This is a genomic window from Streptomyces sp. GL_141 (assembly GCF_057834385.1).
The window spans coordinates 360,383-379,717 of sequence record NZ_CM174402.1; the positions used below are offsets into that span (position 1 = coordinate 360,383).

Annotated in this window: 19 protein-coding genes and 1 pseudogene; 7 read left to right on the forward strand and 13 right to left on the reverse strand. The window is 74.0% G+C overall.

Annotated features, from left to right (window positions below):
• The first annotated feature begins 32 nt into the window (after positions 1-32).
• Positions 33-617, forward strand: a complete 585-nt coding sequence (locus AC3IX6_RS01560; RefSeq protein ID WP_489368352.1) for a YdeI/OmpD-associated family protein — start codon at positions 33-35, stop codon at positions 615-617.
• Positions 618-688: 71 nt separating this feature from the next.
• On the opposite strand, the gene AC3IX6_RS01565 is transcribed toward AC3IX6_RS01560, so the two are convergent.
• The gene (locus AC3IX6_RS01565; RefSeq protein ID WP_489368353.1) at positions 689-1,882 is read right to left on the reverse strand and encodes a cytochrome P450 family protein; all 1,194 of its coding nucleotides are present in this window, start codon (positions 1,880-1,882) and stop codon (positions 689-691) included.
• Positions 1,883-1,997: 115 nt separating this feature from the next.
• Between AC3IX6_RS01565 and AC3IX6_RS01570 the strand changes: the two genes are divergently transcribed.
• Positions 1,998-2,762: a dienelactone hydrolase family protein gene (locus AC3IX6_RS01570; RefSeq protein ID WP_489368354.1), complete on the forward strand. Its 765-nt coding sequence runs from the start codon at positions 1,998-2,000 to the stop codon at positions 2,760-2,762.
• An 85-nt stretch (positions 2,763-2,847) separates the two neighbouring features.
• Here the strand turns inward: AC3IX6_RS01570 and AC3IX6_RS01575 are convergent, their stop codons facing one another.
• Positions 2,848-3,252 (reverse strand): hypothetical protein, encoded by a 405-nt coding sequence (locus AC3IX6_RS01575; RefSeq protein WP_489368355.1) that lies wholly within the window; start codon positions 3,250-3,252, stop codon positions 2,848-2,850.
• A 2-nt stretch (positions 3,253-3,254) separates the two neighbouring features.
• Complete coding sequence (locus tag AC3IX6_RS01580; RefSeq protein WP_489368356.1) at positions 3,255-4,610, reverse strand: hypothetical protein; 1,356 nt, start codon at positions 4,608-4,610, stop codon at positions 3,255-3,257.
• Between the two features lie 363 nt (positions 4,611-4,973).
• Between AC3IX6_RS01580 and alc the strand changes: the two are divergent.
• A pseudogene (gene alc, locus AC3IX6_RS01585) lies at positions 4,974-6,065 on the forward strand (allantoicase); the annotation flags it as partial.
• Between the two features lie 150 nt (positions 6,066-6,215).
• Here the strand turns inward: alc and AC3IX6_RS01590 are convergent.
• Positions 6,216-6,626: an organic hydroperoxide resistance protein gene (locus AC3IX6_RS01590; protein ID WP_250741571.1), complete on the reverse strand. Its 411-nt coding sequence runs from the start codon at positions 6,624-6,626 to the stop codon at positions 6,216-6,218.
• Positions 6,627-6,753: 127 nt separating this feature from the next.
• On the opposite strand from AC3IX6_RS01590, the gene AC3IX6_RS01595 reads away from it, so the two are divergent.
• A complete protein-coding gene (locus tag AC3IX6_RS01595; protein ID WP_489368357.1) occupies positions 6,754-7,227 on the forward strand; it encodes a MarR family winged helix-turn-helix transcriptional regulator in 474 nt (157 codons plus the stop codon).
• Here AC3IX6_RS01595 and AC3IX6_RS01600 read toward each other — a convergent pair.
• The 3 genes from AC3IX6_RS01600 to AC3IX6_RS01610 all read right to left on the reverse strand — a co-directional run bounded on the left by AC3IX6_RS01600 (position 7,190) and on the right by AC3IX6_RS01610 (position 10,234).
• Positions 7,190-7,915, reverse strand: a complete 726-nt coding sequence (locus tag AC3IX6_RS01600; RefSeq protein ID WP_489368358.1) for a cytochrome b/b6 domain-containing protein — start codon at positions 7,913-7,915, stop codon at positions 7,190-7,192. The two genes, AC3IX6_RS01595 and AC3IX6_RS01600, sit on opposite strands and share 38 nt — an antisense overlap.
• Positions 7,899-8,591, reverse strand: coding sequence for a molybdopterin-dependent oxidoreductase (locus AC3IX6_RS01605; RefSeq protein WP_489371707.1), 693 nt, complete (start codon positions 8,589-8,591; stop codon positions 7,899-7,901). Before AC3IX6_RS01605 ends, AC3IX6_RS01600 begins: the two co-directional genes overlap by 17 nt.
• Positions 8,592-8,872: 281 nt before the next feature.
• Entirely contained in the window at positions 8,873-10,234 is a 1,362-nt protein-coding gene (locus AC3IX6_RS01610; RefSeq protein ID WP_489368359.1) for an FAD-dependent oxidoreductase, read from the reverse strand.
• Positions 10,235-10,340: 106 nt separating this feature from the next.
• On the opposite strand from AC3IX6_RS01610, the gene AC3IX6_RS01615 reads away from it, so the two are divergent.
• Positions 10,341-10,802, forward strand: a complete 462-nt coding sequence (locus tag AC3IX6_RS01615; protein ID WP_489368360.1) for a hypothetical protein — start codon at positions 10,341-10,343, stop codon at positions 10,800-10,802.
• A gap of 183 nt (positions 10,803-10,985) precedes the next feature.
• The gene (locus tag AC3IX6_RS01620) at positions 10,986-11,738 is read left to right on the forward strand and encodes an HNH endonuclease family protein (RefSeq protein ID WP_489368361.1); all 753 of its coding nucleotides are present in this window, start codon (positions 10,986-10,988) and stop codon (positions 11,736-11,738) included.
• Positions 11,739-11,774: 36 nt separating this feature from the next.
• Here AC3IX6_RS01620 and AC3IX6_RS01625 read toward each other — a convergent pair whose 3' ends face one another.
• From AC3IX6_RS01625 to AC3IX6_RS01640, 4 genes are all read right to left on the reverse strand, one after another.
• On the reverse strand, positions 11,775-12,944 hold the full coding sequence (locus tag AC3IX6_RS01625; RefSeq protein ID WP_489368362.1) for a YncE family protein: 1,170 nt from the start codon (positions 12,942-12,944) through the stop codon (positions 11,775-11,777).
• Between the two features lie 184 nt (positions 12,945-13,128).
• The gene (locus tag AC3IX6_RS01630; protein ID WP_489368363.1) at positions 13,129-13,662 is read right to left on the reverse strand and encodes a GNAT family N-acetyltransferase; all 534 of its coding nucleotides are present in this window, start codon (positions 13,660-13,662) and stop codon (positions 13,129-13,131) included.
• Positions 13,663-13,827: 165 nt separating this feature from the next.
• The gene (locus tag AC3IX6_RS01635) at positions 13,828-14,817 is read right to left on the reverse strand and encodes an isopenicillin N synthase family dioxygenase (protein ID WP_489368364.1); all 990 of its coding nucleotides are present in this window, start codon (positions 14,815-14,817) and stop codon (positions 13,828-13,830) included.
• 61 nt (positions 14,818-14,878) lie between these two features.
• The gene (locus AC3IX6_RS01640; RefSeq protein WP_489368365.1) at positions 14,879-15,937 is read right to left on the reverse strand and encodes a GNAT family N-acetyltransferase; all 1,059 of its coding nucleotides are present in this window, start codon (positions 15,935-15,937) and stop codon (positions 14,879-14,881) included.
• A gap of 214 nt (positions 15,938-16,151) precedes the next feature.
• Between AC3IX6_RS01640 and AC3IX6_RS01645 the strand changes: the two genes are divergently transcribed.
• Positions 16,152-16,904 carry a VOC family protein gene (locus AC3IX6_RS01645; RefSeq protein ID WP_489371708.1) on the forward strand — a complete coding sequence of 251 codons (753 nt, stop codon included), beginning with the start codon at positions 16,152-16,154 and terminating at the stop codon, positions 16,902-16,904.
• Between the two features lie 114 nt (positions 16,905-17,018).
• On the opposite strand, the gene AC3IX6_RS01650 is transcribed toward AC3IX6_RS01645, so the two are convergent.
• The gene (locus AC3IX6_RS01650) at positions 17,019-18,053 is read right to left on the reverse strand and encodes a PHP domain-containing protein (RefSeq protein ID WP_489368366.1); all 1,035 of its coding nucleotides are present in this window, start codon (positions 18,051-18,053) and stop codon (positions 17,019-17,021) included.
• 80 nt (positions 18,054-18,133) lie between these two features.
• Positions 18,134-19,204 carry a hypothetical protein gene (locus tag AC3IX6_RS01655; protein WP_489368367.1) on the reverse strand — a complete coding sequence of 357 codons (1,071 nt, stop codon included), beginning with the start codon at positions 19,202-19,204 and terminating at the stop codon, positions 18,134-18,136.
• Between the last annotated feature and the right edge of the window lie 131 nt (positions 19,205-19,335).

Sequence of the window (19,335 nt, forward strand, 5' to 3'; positions counted from 1 at the left end):
CGCTCCGGGGGCGGGCCACTAATCTGGCCGGCATGGACGAGCTGGACGAGCTGGACGGCGTGGAGGTCATCGCGTTCGCCGATGCCGCCGCCTTCGAGGACTGGCTGGCCGGGAACCACGGCCGGCACGAGGGCGTGTGGGTCAGGCTGGCGAAGAAGGCGTCCGGGATCCCTTCGGTCTCCGCGGACGAGCTGGTCGACATCGGGCTGTGCTACGGCTGGATCTCCGGACAGCGCCGGTCCCTGGACGAGCGGCACTACCTCCAGAAGTACGTTCCCCGCAGGCCGCGGAGCCTGTGGTCGCAGGTCAATGTCGACAAGGTGACCGAGCTGACGGCCCTGGGCCGGATGCGCGAACCGGGCCTCGCCGAGGTGCGCAAGGCGCAGGAGGACGGCCGCTGGGCGGGGGCCTACGCCTCCCAGCGGACGGCGGAGGTGCCGCCGGACGTCACGGCGGCCCTGGCGGAGAACCCGGCGGCCCGGGCGGCCTTCGAGGCCCTGGACCGGACCGGGCGCTACCTCGTCGTCCTGCCCCTCCTCCAGGCCCTCGCCCCGGAGACCCGGCGGGCCCGCCTGGAGCAGGCCGTACGCCTCCTGGCGCGGGGCGCCGCGGGCTGACCCGGGCGGAGCCGGCGGGGCATTCACGGCCCGCCGACCCCGGGCCTGGCCGGGCCGGTTGCCGCCGTGGGCTACCAGCGGAGCGGGAGGCGGCTCACGCCGTGCATCAGGCTGCCCGGCAGCCAGGCCGGCGGGCCCGCCGACGGGTCCTCGGCCAGGTCGGGGAAGCGTTCGAGCAGGGAGCGGATGGCGATGCGGCCCTCCATGCGCGCCAGCGGGGCGCCGATGCAGAAGTGGAGTCCGTGGCCGAAGGCCAGGTGGCCCTGCGGGGCGCGGCCGATGTCGAACGCCCCGGGGTCCGCGAAGCGGGCGGGGTCGCGGTCGGCGCCGGCCAGGGAGACGAACACGGTGGCCCCGGCCGGGACGGTGGTGCCGCCCACGTCGAGGGCTTCGCGGGCGTAGCGGTACGTGGTGTGCTGCACGGGGCCGTCGTAGCGGAGCATCTCCTCGACCGCCCCGTCGAGGAGCCCATCCACGTCCGCGCGCAGCGCGGCCAGTTGGGCGGGGTGGGCGAGCAGGGCCCGTACGCCGTTGGAGATGAGGTTCACCGTGGTCTCGTGGCCCGCGACCAGCAGCAGGAAGGCCATCCCGATGACCTCGTCGGAGGACAGGGAGTCGCCGTCCTCGTCGCTGGTCCGGATCAGCGCACTGAGCAGGTCCTCGCCCGGCTCCTTGGCCTTGGCCTCGATGAGCTCCGCGAGGTAGACCCCGAGCTCCCGGTGCGCGTTGCCGTTCGAGGCGGTCGAGGTGGGGGCGACGATCTCGTTGGACCAGTACCGGAACCTGGCCCGGTCCAGGTCGGGGACGCCGAGGAGCTCGCAGATCACGGTCATCGGGAGCGGGAAGGCCAGCGTTTCGATGAGGTCTCCGCCGCGCTCCGGCCCGGCGGCCATCGCGTCGAGCAGTTCGTCGGTGATCTGCTGGATGCGTGCCCGCATGCCTTCCATCCGGCGCGCGGTGAACTCCCGTGAGACCAGGCGCCGCAGCCGGGTGTGGTGGGGCGGGTCCAATTCCAGCATGTTGGAGTTCACGGCGGTGAGCTGTGCGTCCGGGAAACCGCCCGAGGTGCGCCAGTCCTTGGACAGCGCCGGGTGGTTGAGCGCGCGGCGCGCTTCCTCGTGCCCGACGATCATCCAGCTCGGCTCGGCGTCGTCGGCGGCGAGGATGATCCGGTGGACGGGGCCCGCCGCACGCATCCTCTCGTAGAACGCATACGGGTCGGCATCGAACTCTTCCGCGCTGGCACTGATGTCCACTACTGGCATCGGACCACGGTACGCCCCCGGTTGGGACCGGGTGAGGGCGGTTTCCGGACACTCCGGGGCAAGAGCCCGATCACGGTAGTCTGCGGCCTTCGCCATACGAAAGAGGGGGACGGCCATGACGACCGCATGCGAGGTAGTCCGGACGACGGTGGAGGTCGCCACTCGGGACGGCGCCGCCGATGCCTATCTGGCCCGGCCCGACGGCGAAGGCCCGTACCCCGGGGTGCTGCTGTACGTGAACGCCCTCGGGATCCGGCCGCACATCAAGTCAGTGGCGGACCGGATCGCGGCGGCCGGCTACGTCGTCCTGATGCCCAACCTCTTCTACCGCCACGGGCGCGCACCGGTGTTCGAGCTTCCGGAGTTCGTGGACTTCGGCCGGCAGCCGGAGCTCTTCGAACGGGTGGGCCCGGTCCTGGAGTCGCTGACCGCCGAGCTGGCGATGCGCGACGCCGAGGCCTATCTGGAGCGGCTCGCGGGCCTCCCGGAGGTGGCCGCCGGGCCGGTGGCGATCACGGGGTACTGCCTGGGCGCCCGGCTGGCCCTGCTCACGGCGGGAACGTACCCGGAACGGGTGGCGGCCGCGGCCGGTTTCCACGGCGGGTTCCTGGCCACGGACGCGGCGGACAGTCCGCACCTGGTGGCCCCGCGGGTCACCGCCGAGCTGTACTTCGGCCACGCGGACCAGGACCCGACGCTGCCGGCCGAGGAGATCGACCGGCTGGGCAAGGCCCTCTCGGCGGCGGGCGTCCGCCACCGGGCCGAGGTGTACGAGGGCGCGGCGCACGGCTACACCCTGGCCGACACGAGCTCCTACCACGCGACCTCGGACGAGCGGCACTGGTCCGCGCTGTTCGCACTGCTGGACCGGACGTTCTGAGCTCCGCGGGCCCGGCGTACTGCCGGGCCCGCGGTGCTACGGGGCCGCGCGGCCCCGGTGCTGTGGTGCTACGGGCGGCCCGCGGTCACCGGCACTGGCCGGACCGGGGTCCGACGACGGTGGTCGCGGTGACGCGCGGGGCCGGTTCGTTGGCCTCGCAGCGCAGCGGTCCGACGAGCCGGCCGCCCGCGAACTCGACGCCTCCGGTGTTGGCTTCCAGGGTGACCGGACCGGTGATCGCGTCGCCGGCGCAGCCGGAGGCCTCCCCCGCGTCCGCGGCGGAGCCGATCACCACGGAACCGCTGGTGCTCCGTACGCCGACCGGGCCGGACAGTGTGGATCCGCAGAGGGACACGGCGAGCGCCCCGTCGGCGGAGAAGGGACCGGTGACCTGACCGTCCGACACGGACAGCGCGCCGCCGGGCAGGACGGTGAGCGGACCGTTCTGGCTTCCGCCGGAGGCGATGCAGAGCGATTCCCCGGCCGCCACGGTCAGCGGTCCGCGGTGGTCGTCCGTGATGCAGGGCCGGCTGAATCCGACGGTGAGGTCGGCCGGTTCACCGGTGGAGCTCGCCGTGTGGTCGGCGTCCGGGGTGTACGCGGCGCTGATCCGGTGGGTGCCGGGACGCAGGGCGCTCGTGGTGAAGCGGGCCTGTCCCCCGTCGAGTGCGACGGTGGCGAGCGGGGTGGTGTCCCCTCCGAGAAGGTGACGCTCCCGCCCGGGGCGGCGGCCGGGTCCTCGGAGCCCGTCACGGTCGCGGTCAGGGCGACGGCGTGCCCGAACAGTGGTGTGGCGGTGTCCGTGGTGAGGGTGGTCGAGGTCCCGTAGCGGAAGGAGATGACGGCCTTGCCGTCTCCGTGCTGGACGCCCGACTGCAGGGAGGCTTCGGAGACTCCGGCCTCGGCCCCGGCCGCGTAGCCGCTGCCGCCACCGCCGCCCGCGCCGTAGAGGTTGCCGGGGTTGCCGCCGCCGGAGCCGCCGCCACCGCCGCGCCAGCCGCCGCCACCGCCTCCGCCGCCGTTGCCGCCGCGGCCGCCGTTGCCCCCGGTCCCGCCGGAGCCGGGGTTGGGCTGGCCGGTGTGCTGGTCGATGTCGCTCGCGTTGCCTCCCCCCGCGCCGGTCGGGTTGGTGCGGATGCCGGTGCCGTGCTCGGTCTGGGTGCCGCCGGTACCGCCGGCGCCGGATCCCTCGGGACCGCCGCCCTGGCCGCCGTTCTCGCCGGCGGGACCGCCGCCGTGGCCGCCGTGCAGCAGGGGGCCGCCGTTGCCGGCGCCTCCACCGTTCCAGCCGACCGCGGTCCAGGAGTCGGGGTTCGTCTCGCCGTCGGCCGCCGCCTTCTGGCCGTAGGCGTGTCCGGCGTCGTTGAAGGTGGGGAAGGAGGCGATCGGCTTCAGGCTGCCGACGCCGGCCGGGGTGATCCGGGCGCCGCCGCCGAGCAGGCGGGTGTTGGCCGGGCAGGTGGCGGTGACGAGGCCCACCGTGGAGGCCGTGGTGGGGCCGGCGACCTTGTTCATCACCACTTGGGTGTGGTTGATCAGGTTGCTGGTGAAGCACATCGCGTAAGGGGTGCTGGAGAACGAGGCGTTGACCGCGCCGCCACTGCCGCCGATGCCGAGCCAGTGCGTCACGTCGGTGCCGACGACGCCCGTGGAGCCGGTGTACTCGGTGCTGCCGTCGGGGCTGGGCGAAGTGCCGTTCACCTTGTTGCCGTTGGACGAAGTCCCGGTGCCGATGGCCTGGTCGATACCGCCACCGGATATGAGCCCCGAGGAGCAGTCCGCGTGGGTGGAGATCTCGGAGAAGGCCGCCGCGGGTCCGGAGGTGGCCCCCGGAGTCTTCACCGTCACACCGACCGTGTTGGCGTAGGCCGATCCCGGCACCAGAAGGGCCAGGAGGGCGCCGATGACCAGTGACTTTACCTGCGACGGCGCGCCGCAGAACTGTCTTTGGCATGCAATTTTCTCCCTCATCCAGAGTCGCGCATGCGGACTGCAACAGCCCTTTTAACGCGCATCTACAGCGAGAACAGACTGTCTCACCTAGCAGATGAAGGGTTCGTGTCGAGGAGTCGCTCGCCTGCACCTTTCAGCTCTGCTGAAAGGAATGATCGAAAACAATCGATGGACCTGAGCAATCCCGGTGGGCGAGAGTCGAGACATCCCCCCCGAGCCCCAACTCCCTTCTCCACAGCGGAAAGCAGGCTTTCGCACATGCGTCTCTCGACCACCGACTTCGCCGCCGCCCCCTACGTGTCGGGCGACCCGTACGCCGACTATCGCGGCGGCACCTTCGACTTCTCCCACCTGACCGACCTCGCCGACCGGCGGCTCGGTGCGGGCGTCATCGCCGCCAACGACGAGTTCTTCGCCGAGCGGGAGAACCTCCTGCTGCGCACTCCGGCCGTCTTCGACGTGCACGACTACGGCAACAAGGGGAAGGTGATGGACGGTTGGGAGACCCGGCGCCGGCGCGGGGCGGGCGCGGACGAGCCGTTCCCGACGGACTCCGATCACGACTGGGCGCTGATCCGCCTCGGCTCCCCCGGCATCATCCGCGGGATCGTCGTCGACACCGCGCACTTCCGCGGCAACCATCCGCAGCAGGTCAGCGTGTGGGCGGCCGCCTTCGAAGGGACACCCTCGACCGCCGAACTCCTCGAACGGCCGGACGCCTGGGAGGAGATCGTCCCCCGCACGCCGGTGCGCGGCCACGCCGCGAACGGGTTCGCGGTCGGGTCCGGGCGCCGGTGGACGCACCTGCGGATCAACCAGCACCCCGACGGGGGCATCGCGCGCCTGCGGGTCCACGGCGAGGTGCTGCCCGACCCCGCATGGCTGGCCCTGCTCGGCACGGTGGACGTGGCCTGCGTGGTCAACGGTGGGGTCGTGGAGGAGGCCTCGGACGGTTTCTACTCCTCCCCCGGGAACACGATCATGCCGGGGCTGTCGCAGAAACAGGACGACGGCTGGGAGACGCGCCGGCGCCGCGACAAGGGGAACGACTGGATCGCGTACCGGCTGGCCGGGCAGTGCGAGATCCGTGCGGTGGAGGTGGACACCGCGAACTTGAAGGGGAACGCGGCCGGCTGGGTGTCGCTGTCCGTCAAGGACGGCGCGGACGGCGCCTGGACGCAGGTCCTCCCGCGCACCCGGCTGGAGCCCGACAGCCCGCACCGGCTGCCGCTCGCCGCGCCGGCCCTGGCCACGCACGCCCGGATCGACGTCTACCCGGACGGCGGATTCGCCCGCCTGCGCCTGCACGGCCGCCTCACCGACGCCGGAGCCGCCGCCCTCACCGCCCGCGCGGCGCGGGCTGCGGAGACGACGGCGGCGGATACCCAAACGGCTACGGCTAGGGCTAGGGCCACGGCGGGCACGACGCGCTGACGCGAAAGGGCGGCGGCTCGGGCATCCTGCCCCGAGCCACCGCCCTGGATGACCGGACCGACCGGACTACTCGACGACGAGCTCGACGGGGATGTTGCCGCGCGTGGCCCGGGAGTAGGGGCAGACCTCGTGCGCCTGCTTGACCAGCAGGGTGCCGGTCTCGCCCATCAGGGCCTCCGGGAGCTCCACGCGCAGGACGACGGCCAGCCCGAAGCCCGCGCCGTCCTTGCCGATGGAGACCTCCGAGGTCACCGAGATCTCACTGGTGTCGACCTTGGCCTGGCGGCCGACCAGACCGAGGGCGCTGGCGAAGCAGGCGGCGTACCCGGCCGCGAAGAGCTGCTCGGGGTTGGTGCCCAGGCCGCTGCCACCGAGGGCCGGCGGCATGGCCAGCGCCAGGTCGATCTGGCCGTCGGAGCTGACGGCGCGGCCCTCGCGGCCGTTGGCGGTGGCGACAGCGGTGTAGATCGCGTCCAACTCGGGGGGTCCTCTCAGGGGGCGGAGGCGGGGCCGTCGATCGACGACCTCGCCCCATCAATATGGCACACAATTCAGTTGTGCACAATTCAATTGCTGACACGGCACCCCGGGTACACTGGCCCCCATGACCGAGCAACCGACCGACGCCCTCCCCGACCAGGACTTCCTGCGCCTCGACGGCCAGATCTGCTTCGCGCTCGGCGCCGCGAACCGCGCCTTCGGCGGGCTCTACCGGGTCGTCCTGAAGGACCTCGGGCTCACCTACCCCCAGTACCTGGTGATGCTGGTGCTGTGGGAACACGGGGAGATGCCGGTCAAACAGCTCGGGCAGCACCTGAGGCTCGATTCGGGCACGCTCTCCCCCCTGCTCAAGCGGCTGGAGACGGCCGGCCTGATCGTGCGCGAGCGCAGCGCCGCCGACGAACGGTCCGTGCACGTACGCCCCACCGAGGCCGGTACGGCCCTGCGCGCGCGAGCCGTCGAGGTGCCCCGGCGCATCGCGGCCGCGACCGGCTTCGAGCTCGCCGAGGTCAAGGACCTTCAGGACCGCCTGCGCCGGCTCACCGCCGCCCTGGACGCGGCGGTTCCGCCGGAGTAGGGCGTACGGCCCGTGCTGCGGAGGATCCGCGCGGGCGCCACAGGGGGTGCTCGCGCCGCGCCCAGCCCGCGTCCACCGAGCCCGTACGCATACCGCGCCGGGCCTCCGGATCGCCGACGGCCATCATGACGTGGCCCACGACGGCCGCCGTCATGGCGAGGGCCAGCCAGTCGTGGACGAAGGTGGCCCCGGTCCGCCAGGCCAGCGGGGCCAGCCCGGTGAACCACATCAGCAGACCGGTGCCGAGCATCACGAGGGCGGCCCCGGCGCTCCAGCTCGCGTAGAGCTTCTGCCCGGCGTTGAACTTGCCCGCCGGGCGCGCCCCCGGCCGGCGGTCGCGGCGCAGGGCGGAGCGCAGCCAGGTGCGGTCGTGCGGGCCGAAGCGGTTCAGCCGGCGCAGGTCCCCGCGGAGGGCCCGGGAGCCGAGCCCCAGCAGGACGGGGGCGGGGATCAGCAGTCCGGACCACTCGTGGACGGTGACCACCAGGTGGCGGCGGCCGACGAGTTCGGCGAGGGGCGGCAGGTAGAGGCAGGCCGCGCTCGCCAGGCAGACGCCCGTCAGGGCGGCGGTGGCCAGGTGGACCAGCCGTTGGGCGGGGCTGAACCGGCCCACGCGGGCGGGGTGCCCGGCCGCGTCGTCCACGTCGGAGGCCGGGGGGCCGGCCGGGAGTTCAGACGGTCGGGGCATCGTCGCGGCGTCCGTTCGACTTGCCGACCCAGGCGTCGACGTCGTAGCCGAGTTCCTCCCAGTAGCCGGGCCGGACGTCCTCGGTGAGGGTGATGCCCGACAGCCATTTCGCCGACTTGTAGAAGTACATGGGGGCCACGTAGAGGCGGGCCGGACCGCCGTGGGCGTGACCGAGGGGCTTGTCCTGCATGTTCAGGGCGACCATGACGTCCTCGCGGCGGGCCTGCGGGAGCGTGAGGCTCTCGGTGTAGGTGCCGTCGAAGCAGGTGAACCGGATCGCGCGGGCCTCGGGGCGGACCCCGGCGGCGTCCAGCAGCCGGAAGAGCGGCACGCCCTCGAAGGGGGTCGCGGGGACCCGCCAGCCCGTCACGCACTGGACGTCGCGGACGATCCGGGTCTGCGGCAGGGCCCGCAGCGCGTCCAGGGTGTACGTGGCCGGGCGCTCGACCAGGCCGTCGACGGTCAGCCGGTAATCGGCCGGACCGCGTTCGCGGACCGAGGAGGCGACCGAGTAGTACCGGAACCCGCCGCCGCCCGGCAGCAGTCCGGTGATCCCGGTGGGGTCCTTGCTCGCGGCCGCGCCCAGCACGGCGTCGAACCCCGACTGGAGCTTCGGCGCGAGGGCCAGACCGAGGGCGCCGAGCCCCACCGTGCCGAGGACCAGCCGCCGGCCCACGGGGACACCGCGGCCGTCGGGGTCGGTGTCGGGGTCGGAGTCGTGCTCCGCGGCGACGTCCGGGCTTGGATCCGGGTCCGGGCCGGGTTGCTGGTCTGTGCTCACATGGTGATTCGACCACCCGCGACACCCCGGCGGCCAGGGTCCGCGCCCGCCCGTCAGACTTCCGTAAGACGCGCACACGTGCACGCGCTCACGCGCCCGCACGGCCGTGCGGCCGCACGGCCGTCCGGCCGGGACCGCACTCGGCGGGACCGGCCGGCCCGGCTACGGGGACCTGACTACGCCCCGCTCGCCCTGAGCATGTCCTCGCGCTCGACGAGCTTCACGCGCTCGCGGCCCTGCGGCTCGCCCAGCGCCTTCTCGGCGGCGTCGAGCTTGTACCAGCCCTCCCACGTCGTGAAGCGGACCTCCTTCTGCGCGAGGAAGGTCTCGACCGCCTCCGGCTCGGGAGCGGCCGGCGTCAGCAGGTTGCCGTTCGCGTGGTCGGCGAGCAGGCTGGCGACCGTCTCGTTCGCGTCGCCCTTGGTGTGGCCGATCAGGCCGATGGGCCCGCGGCGGATCCAGCCGGTGACGTACGTGGACGCCAGGTGCGCGCCGGCTTCGATGACGCGGCCGCCCTCGTCCGGAACCGTGCCGGAGTCGACGTCCCAGGGCAGCTTGGGCAGTTCGTCGGAGAGGTAGCCGACGGCGCGGTAGACGGACTGGACGTCCCAGTCGGTGAACGTGCCGGTGCCCTTGACGTTGCCGGTGCCGTCGAGCTCGGTGCGCTCGGTGCGCAGGCCCACGACCTTGCCGTCCTCGCCGAGGACCTCGGTGGGCGACTCGAAGAAGTGCAGGAAGAGCTTGTGCGGGCGCTCGCCTATGTCGCGGATCGCCCAGTTCTCCAGGGTCTTGGCGACCATGTCCGCCTGCTTGTTGGAGCGGCGGGTGGTGATCGAGCCCTCGTCGTAGTCGATGTCCTCGGGGTTGACGATGACCTCGATGTTCGGCGAGTGGTCCAGCTCGCGCAGCTCCATCGGGCTGAACTTGGCCTGCGCGGGGCCGCGACGGCCGAAGACGTGGACCTCGAGGGCCTTGTTGGCCTTGAGCCCGTCGTAGACGTTCGCCGGGATCTCGGTCGGCAGCAGCTCGTCGGCGGTCTTGGCGAGGATCCGGGCCACGTCGAGGGCGACGTTGCCGACGCCGAGTACGGCGACCTTCTCGGCCTCCAGCGGCCAGGTGCGCGGCACGTCGGGGTGGCCGTCGTACCAGGAGACGAAGTCGGCGGCGCCGTAGGAGCCGTCGAGGTCGACACCGGGGATGGTGAGCGCGCGGTCCGCGGTGGCGCCGGTGGAGAAGATCACGGCGTCGTAGAAGGAGCGCAGCTCGTCGAGGCTGATGTCGTTCGGGTAGTCGACGTTGCCGAAGAGGCGGACCTGCGGCTTGTCGAGCACCTGGTGCAGGGCGGTGATGATGCCCTTGATGCGGGGGTGGTCGGGAGCGACGCCGTAGCGGATCAGGCCGAAGGGGGCCGGCATCCGTTCGAAGATGTCGATGGACACACCCGGCTCGACGGCCGCCTCGGACTTCAGCAGGGCGTCGGCGGCGTAGATGCCGGCGGGGCCGGCACCGACGATTGCTACCCGCAGGGGGCGAGGCATGGCTGGGTTCCCTTCGAACGGCGAAAGACTCGATCAAGGGAACCCTAAGCTAAGGGCAGCCTAACCCGGCACCCACCCCTCGGTTATGCCCCTATAACCCTCGCTTATGGCACCCCCAAGCAGCGCTTGGAGGTCCGGAGGCCGTGGGGAGGCCGGCGCCGCCGTGCTCCTCTCCCGGGTCGATCCGGCGCTCGGCCCCCGGCTCGCGGCGCTGCCGTGCGAGCTGGTGTGGGCCACGACCTGGGGTGAGGACGCGAACCTGTGCCTGTCCCCGCGGCTCGGGCTGCCGGCCCTGCCGGTGATGGAGTGGCCCGAGCCCGCCGCCGAGGATGCCCATGGCGGCGCCGGCTACCGGAGCGGCGTGCACTGGAAGACCGGCGGCCTCGTCGCCCGGGCGGCGGGACGGGCGTTCGCCTGGGTCGACGACGAGATCGGCGACGCGGACCGCCGCTGGGTGGCCGCCCACCACCCCGGCCCGGCCCTCCTCCACCGGGTCGACCCCCGAACCGGCCTCGGAAACGCCGACTTCACCGCCCTGGAGGCATGGCTCCGCACCCACGACACCTGAACCCGACGGCTACGGGCCCCGCACCGGCCCCGCCACCGCCGGCCCGAACCCGCCCCGGCCGCCACCCGGCGTGCGCACGGGGAGCGTTCCGCGATCGCTCGGCCAACGGGGCTGGCTTCGGGCCCCGTCCGGCGTGGGTAGGCTTCGCGCGACACAGTGTGCGGCGGGGTTCGGGGTGGGGTCATGGGGCGTCAGATGCGTGTGCCCGGTGCGGTACTGGCGGCCGTGCTGCTGCTGACCGCCGCCGGCTGTTCCGGAGCGGGGAACGGGACCGGGGCGGATCCCGGTGACGATCCGAAGCCGGGCAGCGCCACGCCCACCGCGCCCGCCTCCCCCGCCGGGTCCCCGGCTCCCGCCGACGGGAAGCCCGCCTCCGGGGACGTGCTCCCCGGCATGGTCGGCGTCTCCGTGGCCCGTACCCAGCTGGCCGCGCTGAAGGTGGCTCCGCCGGGAACCATGTCCGGCTACAGCCGGGACAAGTTCACGCACTGGGCGGAGCAGGGCGACAAGTGCGACACCCGCGAGGTCATCCTCCAGCGGGACGGCGCGAACGTCACCCGGGACGCCCAGTGCAAGGCCGTGTCCGGCACGTGGAAGAGCCTGTACGACGAGGTGGTGGTCACCGAGGCCTCGAAGGTGGACATCGACCACATGGTGCCCCTCGCCGAAGGCTGGCGCTCCGGCGCGGCGGGCTGGGACGCCGCGAAGCGCAAGGCCTTCGCGAACGATCTGACGCGCCCCCAACTGCTCGCGGTGACGGCTTCCTCGAACCGTTCGAAGGGCGACCAGAGTCCCGACCAGTGGCAGCCGCCGTCGAAGACGGCCTGGTGCCAGTACGGGCGGGCCTGGACCACGGTCAAGTCCGCGTACGGGCTGACCGTGACCGAGCCCGAGAAGGCGATGCTCTCCACCATGCTGGACACCTGCGGGGCCTGACGCCGCTCGCCCCGGAACCGTTCGCTCCGGGACCGTTCACCCCAGGACGGCGATGCCCAGGGGGCGTGATCCCGCCGCGAGCCGGCGGCTGCTCCCGGTGTCGAGGTCCACGACCGTGATGCCGTTCCAGTACCCGTCCCGGGTGTAGCCGCCGGTGACGTAGGCCGTCCGCCCGTCCCGGGACACGGCCACGTCCTCGTGCGGCCCCTCCAGCGGATACACCCGCTCCGCGCCGTCCGGGGAACGGACCGTGAGGGAGGGTCCCTTGCCCTGGCCCGGTTCCACCGCCCCCGTGCCGACCACCAGCAGCCGGCCGTCCGCCGTGACGGCGGCCCCGTGCTGGTGGGTGTCCGCGGTCATCTTCTCCACCGTGGTGCGGCCCGTCCGCGGATCCACCACCGCGAGCCGCTCCCCCTCGAAGGGCAGCAGCAGCATCCCGTCCGCGGGCCGTACGACGGCGTAGTGCGGTTTCAGCCAGGAACCGAGGCCGCCCTCCGTCCCGTACGGGGCCACCTCGATGCGGCGCGGCGGCCCCGACGCCCCGCCGTCGCCGGTTCCGCCACCGGATCCGACGGGCACGACAGTGACGTCGAAGGAGTCGTGGCCGGTGACGTACACCTCCGAGCCGTCGCGCGAGACGTCCACGTCGAAGGGCCGCCGGCCCACCGGGACCACCGCCGTGACCTCGGTCTTCGCCGTGTCGATGACCTCCAGGACGCCGGTGGTCCCGGGCACGTTGACCCCTGCGTACGCGTGCGCACCGTCGGGCGAGAGCGCGATGCCCATGCCGCCGCCCCGGTACTCGCCGCCGGTCACGGGCCCGGTGCCGGTGGTGCGGTACGGGATCAGGGCCAGCCGGGTCCGCGTACGCGTGTCCACGACGGCGACCCCCTCGGCCGTGGCCACCCAGGCCCGGCCGTCCGCGCCGACCACCAGGCCGTACGGGGCCCTGCCGACCGGCACCGAGCCGACCGCGCCGCGCTCCGGATCCACGAAGGTGACGGTGTCGGCCCCGAAGTCGGCGACCAGCAGGGTGCCTCCCGGGGTGGTCGCGGCCGTCGGGAGCGAGGAGGCCGCGGGGGCGGCGGCCGCCGGTGTGTCGGGGGTGGAGCAGGCCCCCAGCAGCAGGGCTCCGGCGAGGGCCGCGAGGGCGGTACGGGTTCCCCGTACGCGGCGGCGCGGGTGCGGGCGGTCGTGCTGCGGCATGGGCGGGGCCCCTCTCGGTTCCGGGGGCGGGGCCGGTGGTGCGCCCGCTCCCCCGTACCCATCCTCACCTCGTGAGGCCGCCCGACCGCTCGGCCCGGCGGCCGACAGCGGGGTCAGCCGATCGGTCGATGCGGGGACGCGCCCGGCCTGGTTGCGCGGGACGGGGGCGCAGCTGGGGCGCGGCTCAGCCCTCGTACTCCGTCAGGTCGATGCCGTGGAGGTTGAGGAGCGCGTGGGTCTGCGGGTGGTTGATGTCCTTCTCGGCGGTCATGCCCAGCTTGCGGATCACGTTCTCGGACTCGTCGTTGCCCGCCCGGTTGACGGCGACGACCCGGTCGAGGCCCCGGTCCTGGAGCGCGAACTCCAGGGTGGCGTGGGCCGCCTCGGAGCCGTAGCCCTGCCCCCAGTAGGAACGGCCGAGCCGCCAGGTGATCTCGGCCGCGGGAAGGACCTCGGGCAGCCACCACGGCATCGAGAGCCCCACGGCTCCGATCAGCTCGCCGGAGGCCAGCAGCTCCACGGCGAAGATCCCGAAACCCTCCTCGTCCCACTCGTCCTCCCACCGCTCGATGGTCTCGGCGGTCTCCTCCAGGTCGAGGGTCTCGCCGTCGCCGATCCAGCGCATCACCTCGGGGTCGGCGAGGATCTCCGACAGGGGGACGAGGTCGTCCTCGGACCAGCGGCGGAGGAGGAGGCGGGGGGTACGGATCTCGGTCATGGCTCCCATCCTGCCGAACGCGCCGGACATCGGGTAATCGGGTCCCCCGCGGGACCGTCGCAGGGCCGCGGCAGGGGCGCCGAAGAGCTGCCACCGGGCCGTCGCAGGGCCTCCACCAGGCCCTGGCCAGTCCCCCGGACCCGCCTGACCGGCCCCCGGTTCTCCCTACCGGCCCCCTGCCGGATCCCCCGCCGGAACGGTGATCGCGTCGAGCTGCGCCCGCAGGTAGACGTGCGAGTCGACCGGCTCGTGCACGATCAGCCCCAGGGGTGCCGGGAGGGACTCCACCCGGGTGTGCGGGTCGCACTCGTAGAAGTAGACCAGCGAGATCAGTTCCTCGGCGGGCGCGTCGGCGGGCGGCGGCAGGACCCGGTGGCGGCCGGCCCGCCACCGGTCGCCCGTCCAGCGCGCCATCAGGTCTCCGATGTTCACGGTGAGCGCGGCCGGATCGTACGGGGCGTCCTGCCAGCCCTCGGCGTCGGTGTGGATCTGGAGTCCGCCGGCGCCCAGCTGGCGGTCCAGGACGGTGACGGTGCCGAAGTCGGTGTGCGCTCCGATGCGGAACTGGCCGGGCAGCGGCGGCCCGACGATCTCGGTACCGGGGTACCAGTTGACGTTGAACCCCCAGGTGGGGTGGCCGGTGTGGCGGGTGAAATGGTCCGTGCCCAGGCCCAGGGCGGTGGCCAGCAGTTCCAGCAGCTCGTCGGAGAGCGCCCGCATCGCGGCCAGGTACTCCGTCACCAGCCCGCGCAGCGCGGGCACTTCGGCCGGCCAGGCGTTCGGCCGGAACCACTCGGCGTCCACCGAGGCGATCCCCGTCGGCTCCTCCGCGGCCCAGGACCACGACTCCTTGAGGTCCGGCGGGGAGGCCGCGCCCTCCGCGTAGCTGTTGGCCTCGGCGCCCGGGCCGAGCCAGCCGCGGTCGCCGACCGCGACGGCGTACGGGGCCTTGACGGCGGCCGGGAGCCGGAAGAAGGTCCGCGCCGCCTCCCGGATCCGCCGGGGCAGCTCCGGGTCCACCCCGTGCCCGGCCACCAGCAGGAAGCCCGCCGTCCGCAGCGCCTCGTCGACCCGGGCGGCCACCAGGCGGCGCGCCTCGGGCCCGCCGGTGCGCCACGGGCCGAGATCGATCAGCGGGACCTGGGAACTCACCATGCGCGACCTGCTTTCCGAGCCGGGGGCACGGCGGGAGGCCCGGGGCGTGCCCGGGCACCGCTCAGCCCCGTAGGACGTACCGGACCAGGCCCTCCCCGGTAGCGGCCCCGGTGAAACCGGCCCGCCCCAGCACCGCCCGGGAGGAGGCGTTGTCCTCGTCCGTCGTGGCCTCCAGCCGGGTGACGCCCGGCCGTCCGAAGGCCCAGGCCGACAGGGCCTTCAGCGCCTCGGTGGCGTAGCCGTTGCCGCGTGCGGAGGGGACGAGGTCGTAGCCGAGCTCGACGCGGCCGTCCGCGTCCGGGGCGGTGTGGAAGCCCATGCCGCCGATGGCCCTGCGGTCGCTCGTGCGGACGATGACGTACGGTCCCCAGCCCGCCCGGTAGGTCCCCTCCTCGCGTGCCCTCGTGACGATCCCGGCGGCCTCACGGGTGTCGTCGAGGGGGCCGTCCCCGACCCAGGCGAAGCCGCCGTTGCCGCCCGCTTGCAGGTCGGCCGCGATCGCCGGGGACATGGGGCAGAGCAGTACGCGCTCGGCCTCGACGGGGTCGGCGTACCAGCGCCAGGCCGTCAGGCGGTCCAGGCCGGGGAGTTCGCCCCGGCCCGTGGCCCAGAGCAGGGTCCGCCAGGGCTCGTGGCCGCGCGGGAGGTGCGGGAAGAGCCGGTCCAGGACCCGTTCGGCCAGTGCGGGGTCCGGCTCCCAGTCGTGGACGCCGAGTCCGCCGAGGATGTCGCGGGTGTGCAGCAGGGCCTCGACGACGCCCATCGCCGCGAAGCCGTCCGCGCCCGCGTCCCCGTACGGGTGCCACGCGCGGGCACCGGGTCCGGCGAGGGCCACGGCGGCCGACAGGAATCCGCCGGAGGCCTCGATCATGTCGACCAGGCCTGCCGGGCCGGTGCCCTCCTCGGCCCGGATCTCCAGCGGGACGTACGCATCGGTGGCGCGGACCGTGAGCTGGGCGGCGTAGGCGGTGAAGTCCTCGGTCACGTGGACGGCGGTGTCTCGGCAGCTCCACTCCAGGCCGGCGGCCGGCGCGTCCCAGTCCAGGTGCGCCACCTCCCGCAGCGCCCGGGTGGTGAGCGACACCGCTGTATCGATGTCCTTGGAATTCATGATCGTCATAGGCGGCACCCTAGGGCGCCGTCCGGGTGCCGCCAAGGGGATATCCGTGCCCCACGGCCGGTGGTCCCGGTGGCGCGCCTGCGGGCCAGGGCCGGGGCGGGGGCGCTACTGCTTGTGCTCGGACGGCGCGCTGACCGCGCCCCGGTGAAGGGCGGAGCAAACGGTGGAGATTTCGACGAGGGACGTCTTCGGGGCCCCGTGCTGGGTGAGCCTGATGGCTCGGGACCTCGGCGCGGCGCAGCGGTTCTACGGGGAGGTCGCGGGGTGGCGGTTCCGGCCCGCGCGGCTCGGCGAGGCCTTCTCCGTCGCCGAACTGGACGGCATGCCGGTGGCCGGGATCGGGGCGCTGGCCGGGGACCTCGCGGTGGCCGTGGCCTGGACCCCGTACTTCGCCGTCGACGACGCCGACGTGGCGGTGGACCGGATCCGGGAGCGCAGCGGCACGATCGCGGTCGGCCCGGTCTCCTTCGAGTCGGGGGGCCGCGGGGCGCTGGTGGCGGACCGGGACGGGGCGGTGTTCGGGATCTGGGAGGGCCAGGTCTCCTCGGGCTGGCGGGTCGGTTCGGGGCAGGCACCGGCCTGGCTGGAGCTGCGCACGCGCGACGCCTTCGAGTCGGCGATCTTCTACGGGGAGGTGCTGGAGTGGGCCACCGGCCGCGCCGGGTGCTGCGAGGTCGCCTACGAGGAGGAGCGCGTGGTGCTGCGCCAGGACGGGGAGCCGGTGGCCCGCCTCGACAGCGGTCCCGTGGAGCCGGGCTCGTACAGCCCGTACACCCGGCCGCGCTGGCACGTGCACTTCCGGGTGCCCGCGCTGGAGCCGGCGGTGGAGGCGGCCGTCGCGCTCGGCGGCCGCGCGGTGTCCGAGACCGGGACAAGCGAGACCGAGCGGTGGGTGTCGCTGCGCGATCCGGACGGGGCGCTCTTCACCCTGACCTCGTCCCGGACGGACGGCGGTGCCGACGGGTAGGCCGGGCCGCCGGGTCCGCCGGGGCTACCGGGTCCGTCCGGTCTACCGGCTCCGCCGGGGCTACCGGGTCCGTCCGGTCTACCGGCTCCGCCGGGGCTGCCGGGGCTGCCGGGGCTACGGCAGTCGGCGGGTCCGGGTCCAGGTGAGGAGGTCGGCCGCGGACCGGGTGTTGACCACCCGGTCGGCCGTCACCCCGCATTCCAGGGCGCGTTCGCAGCCGAGGGTCTGCCAGTCGAGCTGGCCCGGGGCGTGCGCGTCGGTGTCGATGGCGAAGAGGGTGCCCGCGGCCACGGCGAGCCGCAGCAGCCGGCGGGGTGGGTCGAGCCGCTCGGGGCGACTGTTGATCTCGACGGCGGCGCCCGACTCGGCGCAGGCCGCGAAGACGGCCTCGGCGTCGAACTCCGACTCCGGCCGGGTCTTGCCCGTCACCAGCCGCCCGGTGCAGTGGCCGAGGACGTCGAGGTGCGGGTTGCGTACGGCGGCGACCATCCGCCGGGTCATCGCGGGGGCGTCCATCCGGAGCTTGGAGTGGACGGAGCCGACGACGAGGTCCACCTCGGCCAGGAGTTCCGGTTCCTGGTCGAGCGAGCCGTCGTCGAGGATGTCGCACTCGATGCCGGTGAGCAGCCGGAACGGGGCCCAGGTCGCGTTGAGTTCGGCGACCGTGCGCAGTTGTTCGCGCAGCCGCTCCGGGGAGAGGCCCCGGGCGACGGTGAGGCGCGGCGAGTGGTCGCTGAGCACCGCCCACTCGTGCCCGAGGGCGGCCGCGGCGCGGGCCATCGCCTCGATGGGGCTGCCGCCGTCGGACCAGTCGGAGTGCAGATGGCAGTCGCCGCGCAGGGCGGCGCGCAGGACGAGGGCCTCGGGGCTGGGCGGCGGGCCCGCGGGGTGGGCCGCGACCTTCTCCTCCAGCCCCTGCAAGTACGCGGGGATCGCTCCGCCGACGGCTTCGCGGACGACCTGGGCGGTTTTCGGGCCGATGCCCTTGACCGCTTCGAGGGTGCCGGCGCCGACCCGTTCGGCCAGTTCGTCCGCGCCCATCCGGCCGACGGCGGCGGCCGCCGTGCGGAAGGCCTGGACCCGGTAGGTCGGTTCCTGGGCGCGTTCCAGCAGGAAGGCGATCCGGTCCAGCGCGGCCACCGGGTCCATCGCGTGTCTCCCTCCACGAAGCGGCGAAACGGCGGAGAGGGGGCCCGGGTCGCGGAACCCGTGCCCCCTCTCCGCCCGGGTCAGGCGCCGTCGGCCGGGTCGGCCGCCGGACGCAACTGCAGGGCCAGGCCGGCGAGTACGGCGCCGGCCGCCGCGCTCAGCACCGCGGTGATGCCGGCCCACTCCAGGGAGCCGCCGACCGCGCCGCCGAGCGGGTCGAACCCGGCGACGCCGCCGACCACGTGGAGCGCGGCCACGCCGAGCGCGACCACCGCGCCGGCCCGCCACGCACCGGCCGTGTCCCGTACCGCGAGCAGGGCGCCGGCCGTCAGGCAGAGCAGGGTGACGGTCAGGGCGAGCAGCCCGCCGGGGTCGCCGGAGGCCAGGCCCGCCAGATCGCCGGGCACGTGCAGCGCACCGCAGAGGAGCAGTGCGAGGGCCACCGGCCAGCGCAGTATGTGGCGCAGGGCGCCCGCCCCCGGCCGTGCCGGGCCCCGGGCCGCGGCCGTGGACGGGCCCCGGGCCGGAGCCTGGGCTTGGGACTGCGCCTGTGCCTGCGGTGTGGGCTGGTGGAGGGGGGTCCGTACCCACTCCGCCTGCTCGGGGCGGTGCTGCGGGGGCTGTTCGCCGGTGCCGAGGATGCTGACGAGCAGGGCCACGTCCTCGATGGGCCGGCCGAGAGCGGCGGCCCGCAGCGTGATGTCGGTTTCGACCAGCTCGTGCGGGGGCTCGCCCAGCAGGGTCACCATCTCGCGGACCTCGTGGACGGGCCGGGAGACGGCGGCCGCGCGCAGCGCCGTGTGTCCGGGGTTGGGGACCTGTCCGGAGTCCTTGAGGAGGTTCACCAGATCGGTGACCTCCCGTACGGGGCGGCCGGTGGCGGCCGTCTCCAGGACGGTGTGCGCGGGTGGCGCCGCGGGCCGGGGTGCGGGGTCCGGGCGGGGTGCGCCCCCTGCCCCGGGACCGGCCTGGTGACCGGCCTCGGCCTGGGGAGCGGTCCCGGATCCGGTCCCGGACTCGGTCCGGGCGCCGGGCTCGGGGCCGAAGTCGAGGTCGTCGGCGTCGGGGGCCGACGGCCGGACGGCCGTGGTGTCGGGGAGCCGGCGCGGTTCTTCGTACTCCGTCGCGGCGAGCGTGATCGGGTCATTCATGGAAAGCTCCGTTCGCCGACGCGCGGGTCTACACATCGCGCGCCGGTCATCGTGCGTCATGGGAAGCGCACGCTTTGTTACATTCAGCGGCACCCGGCCGCGCTGCGCCATTCGGGGCGGGCAAACGGGGG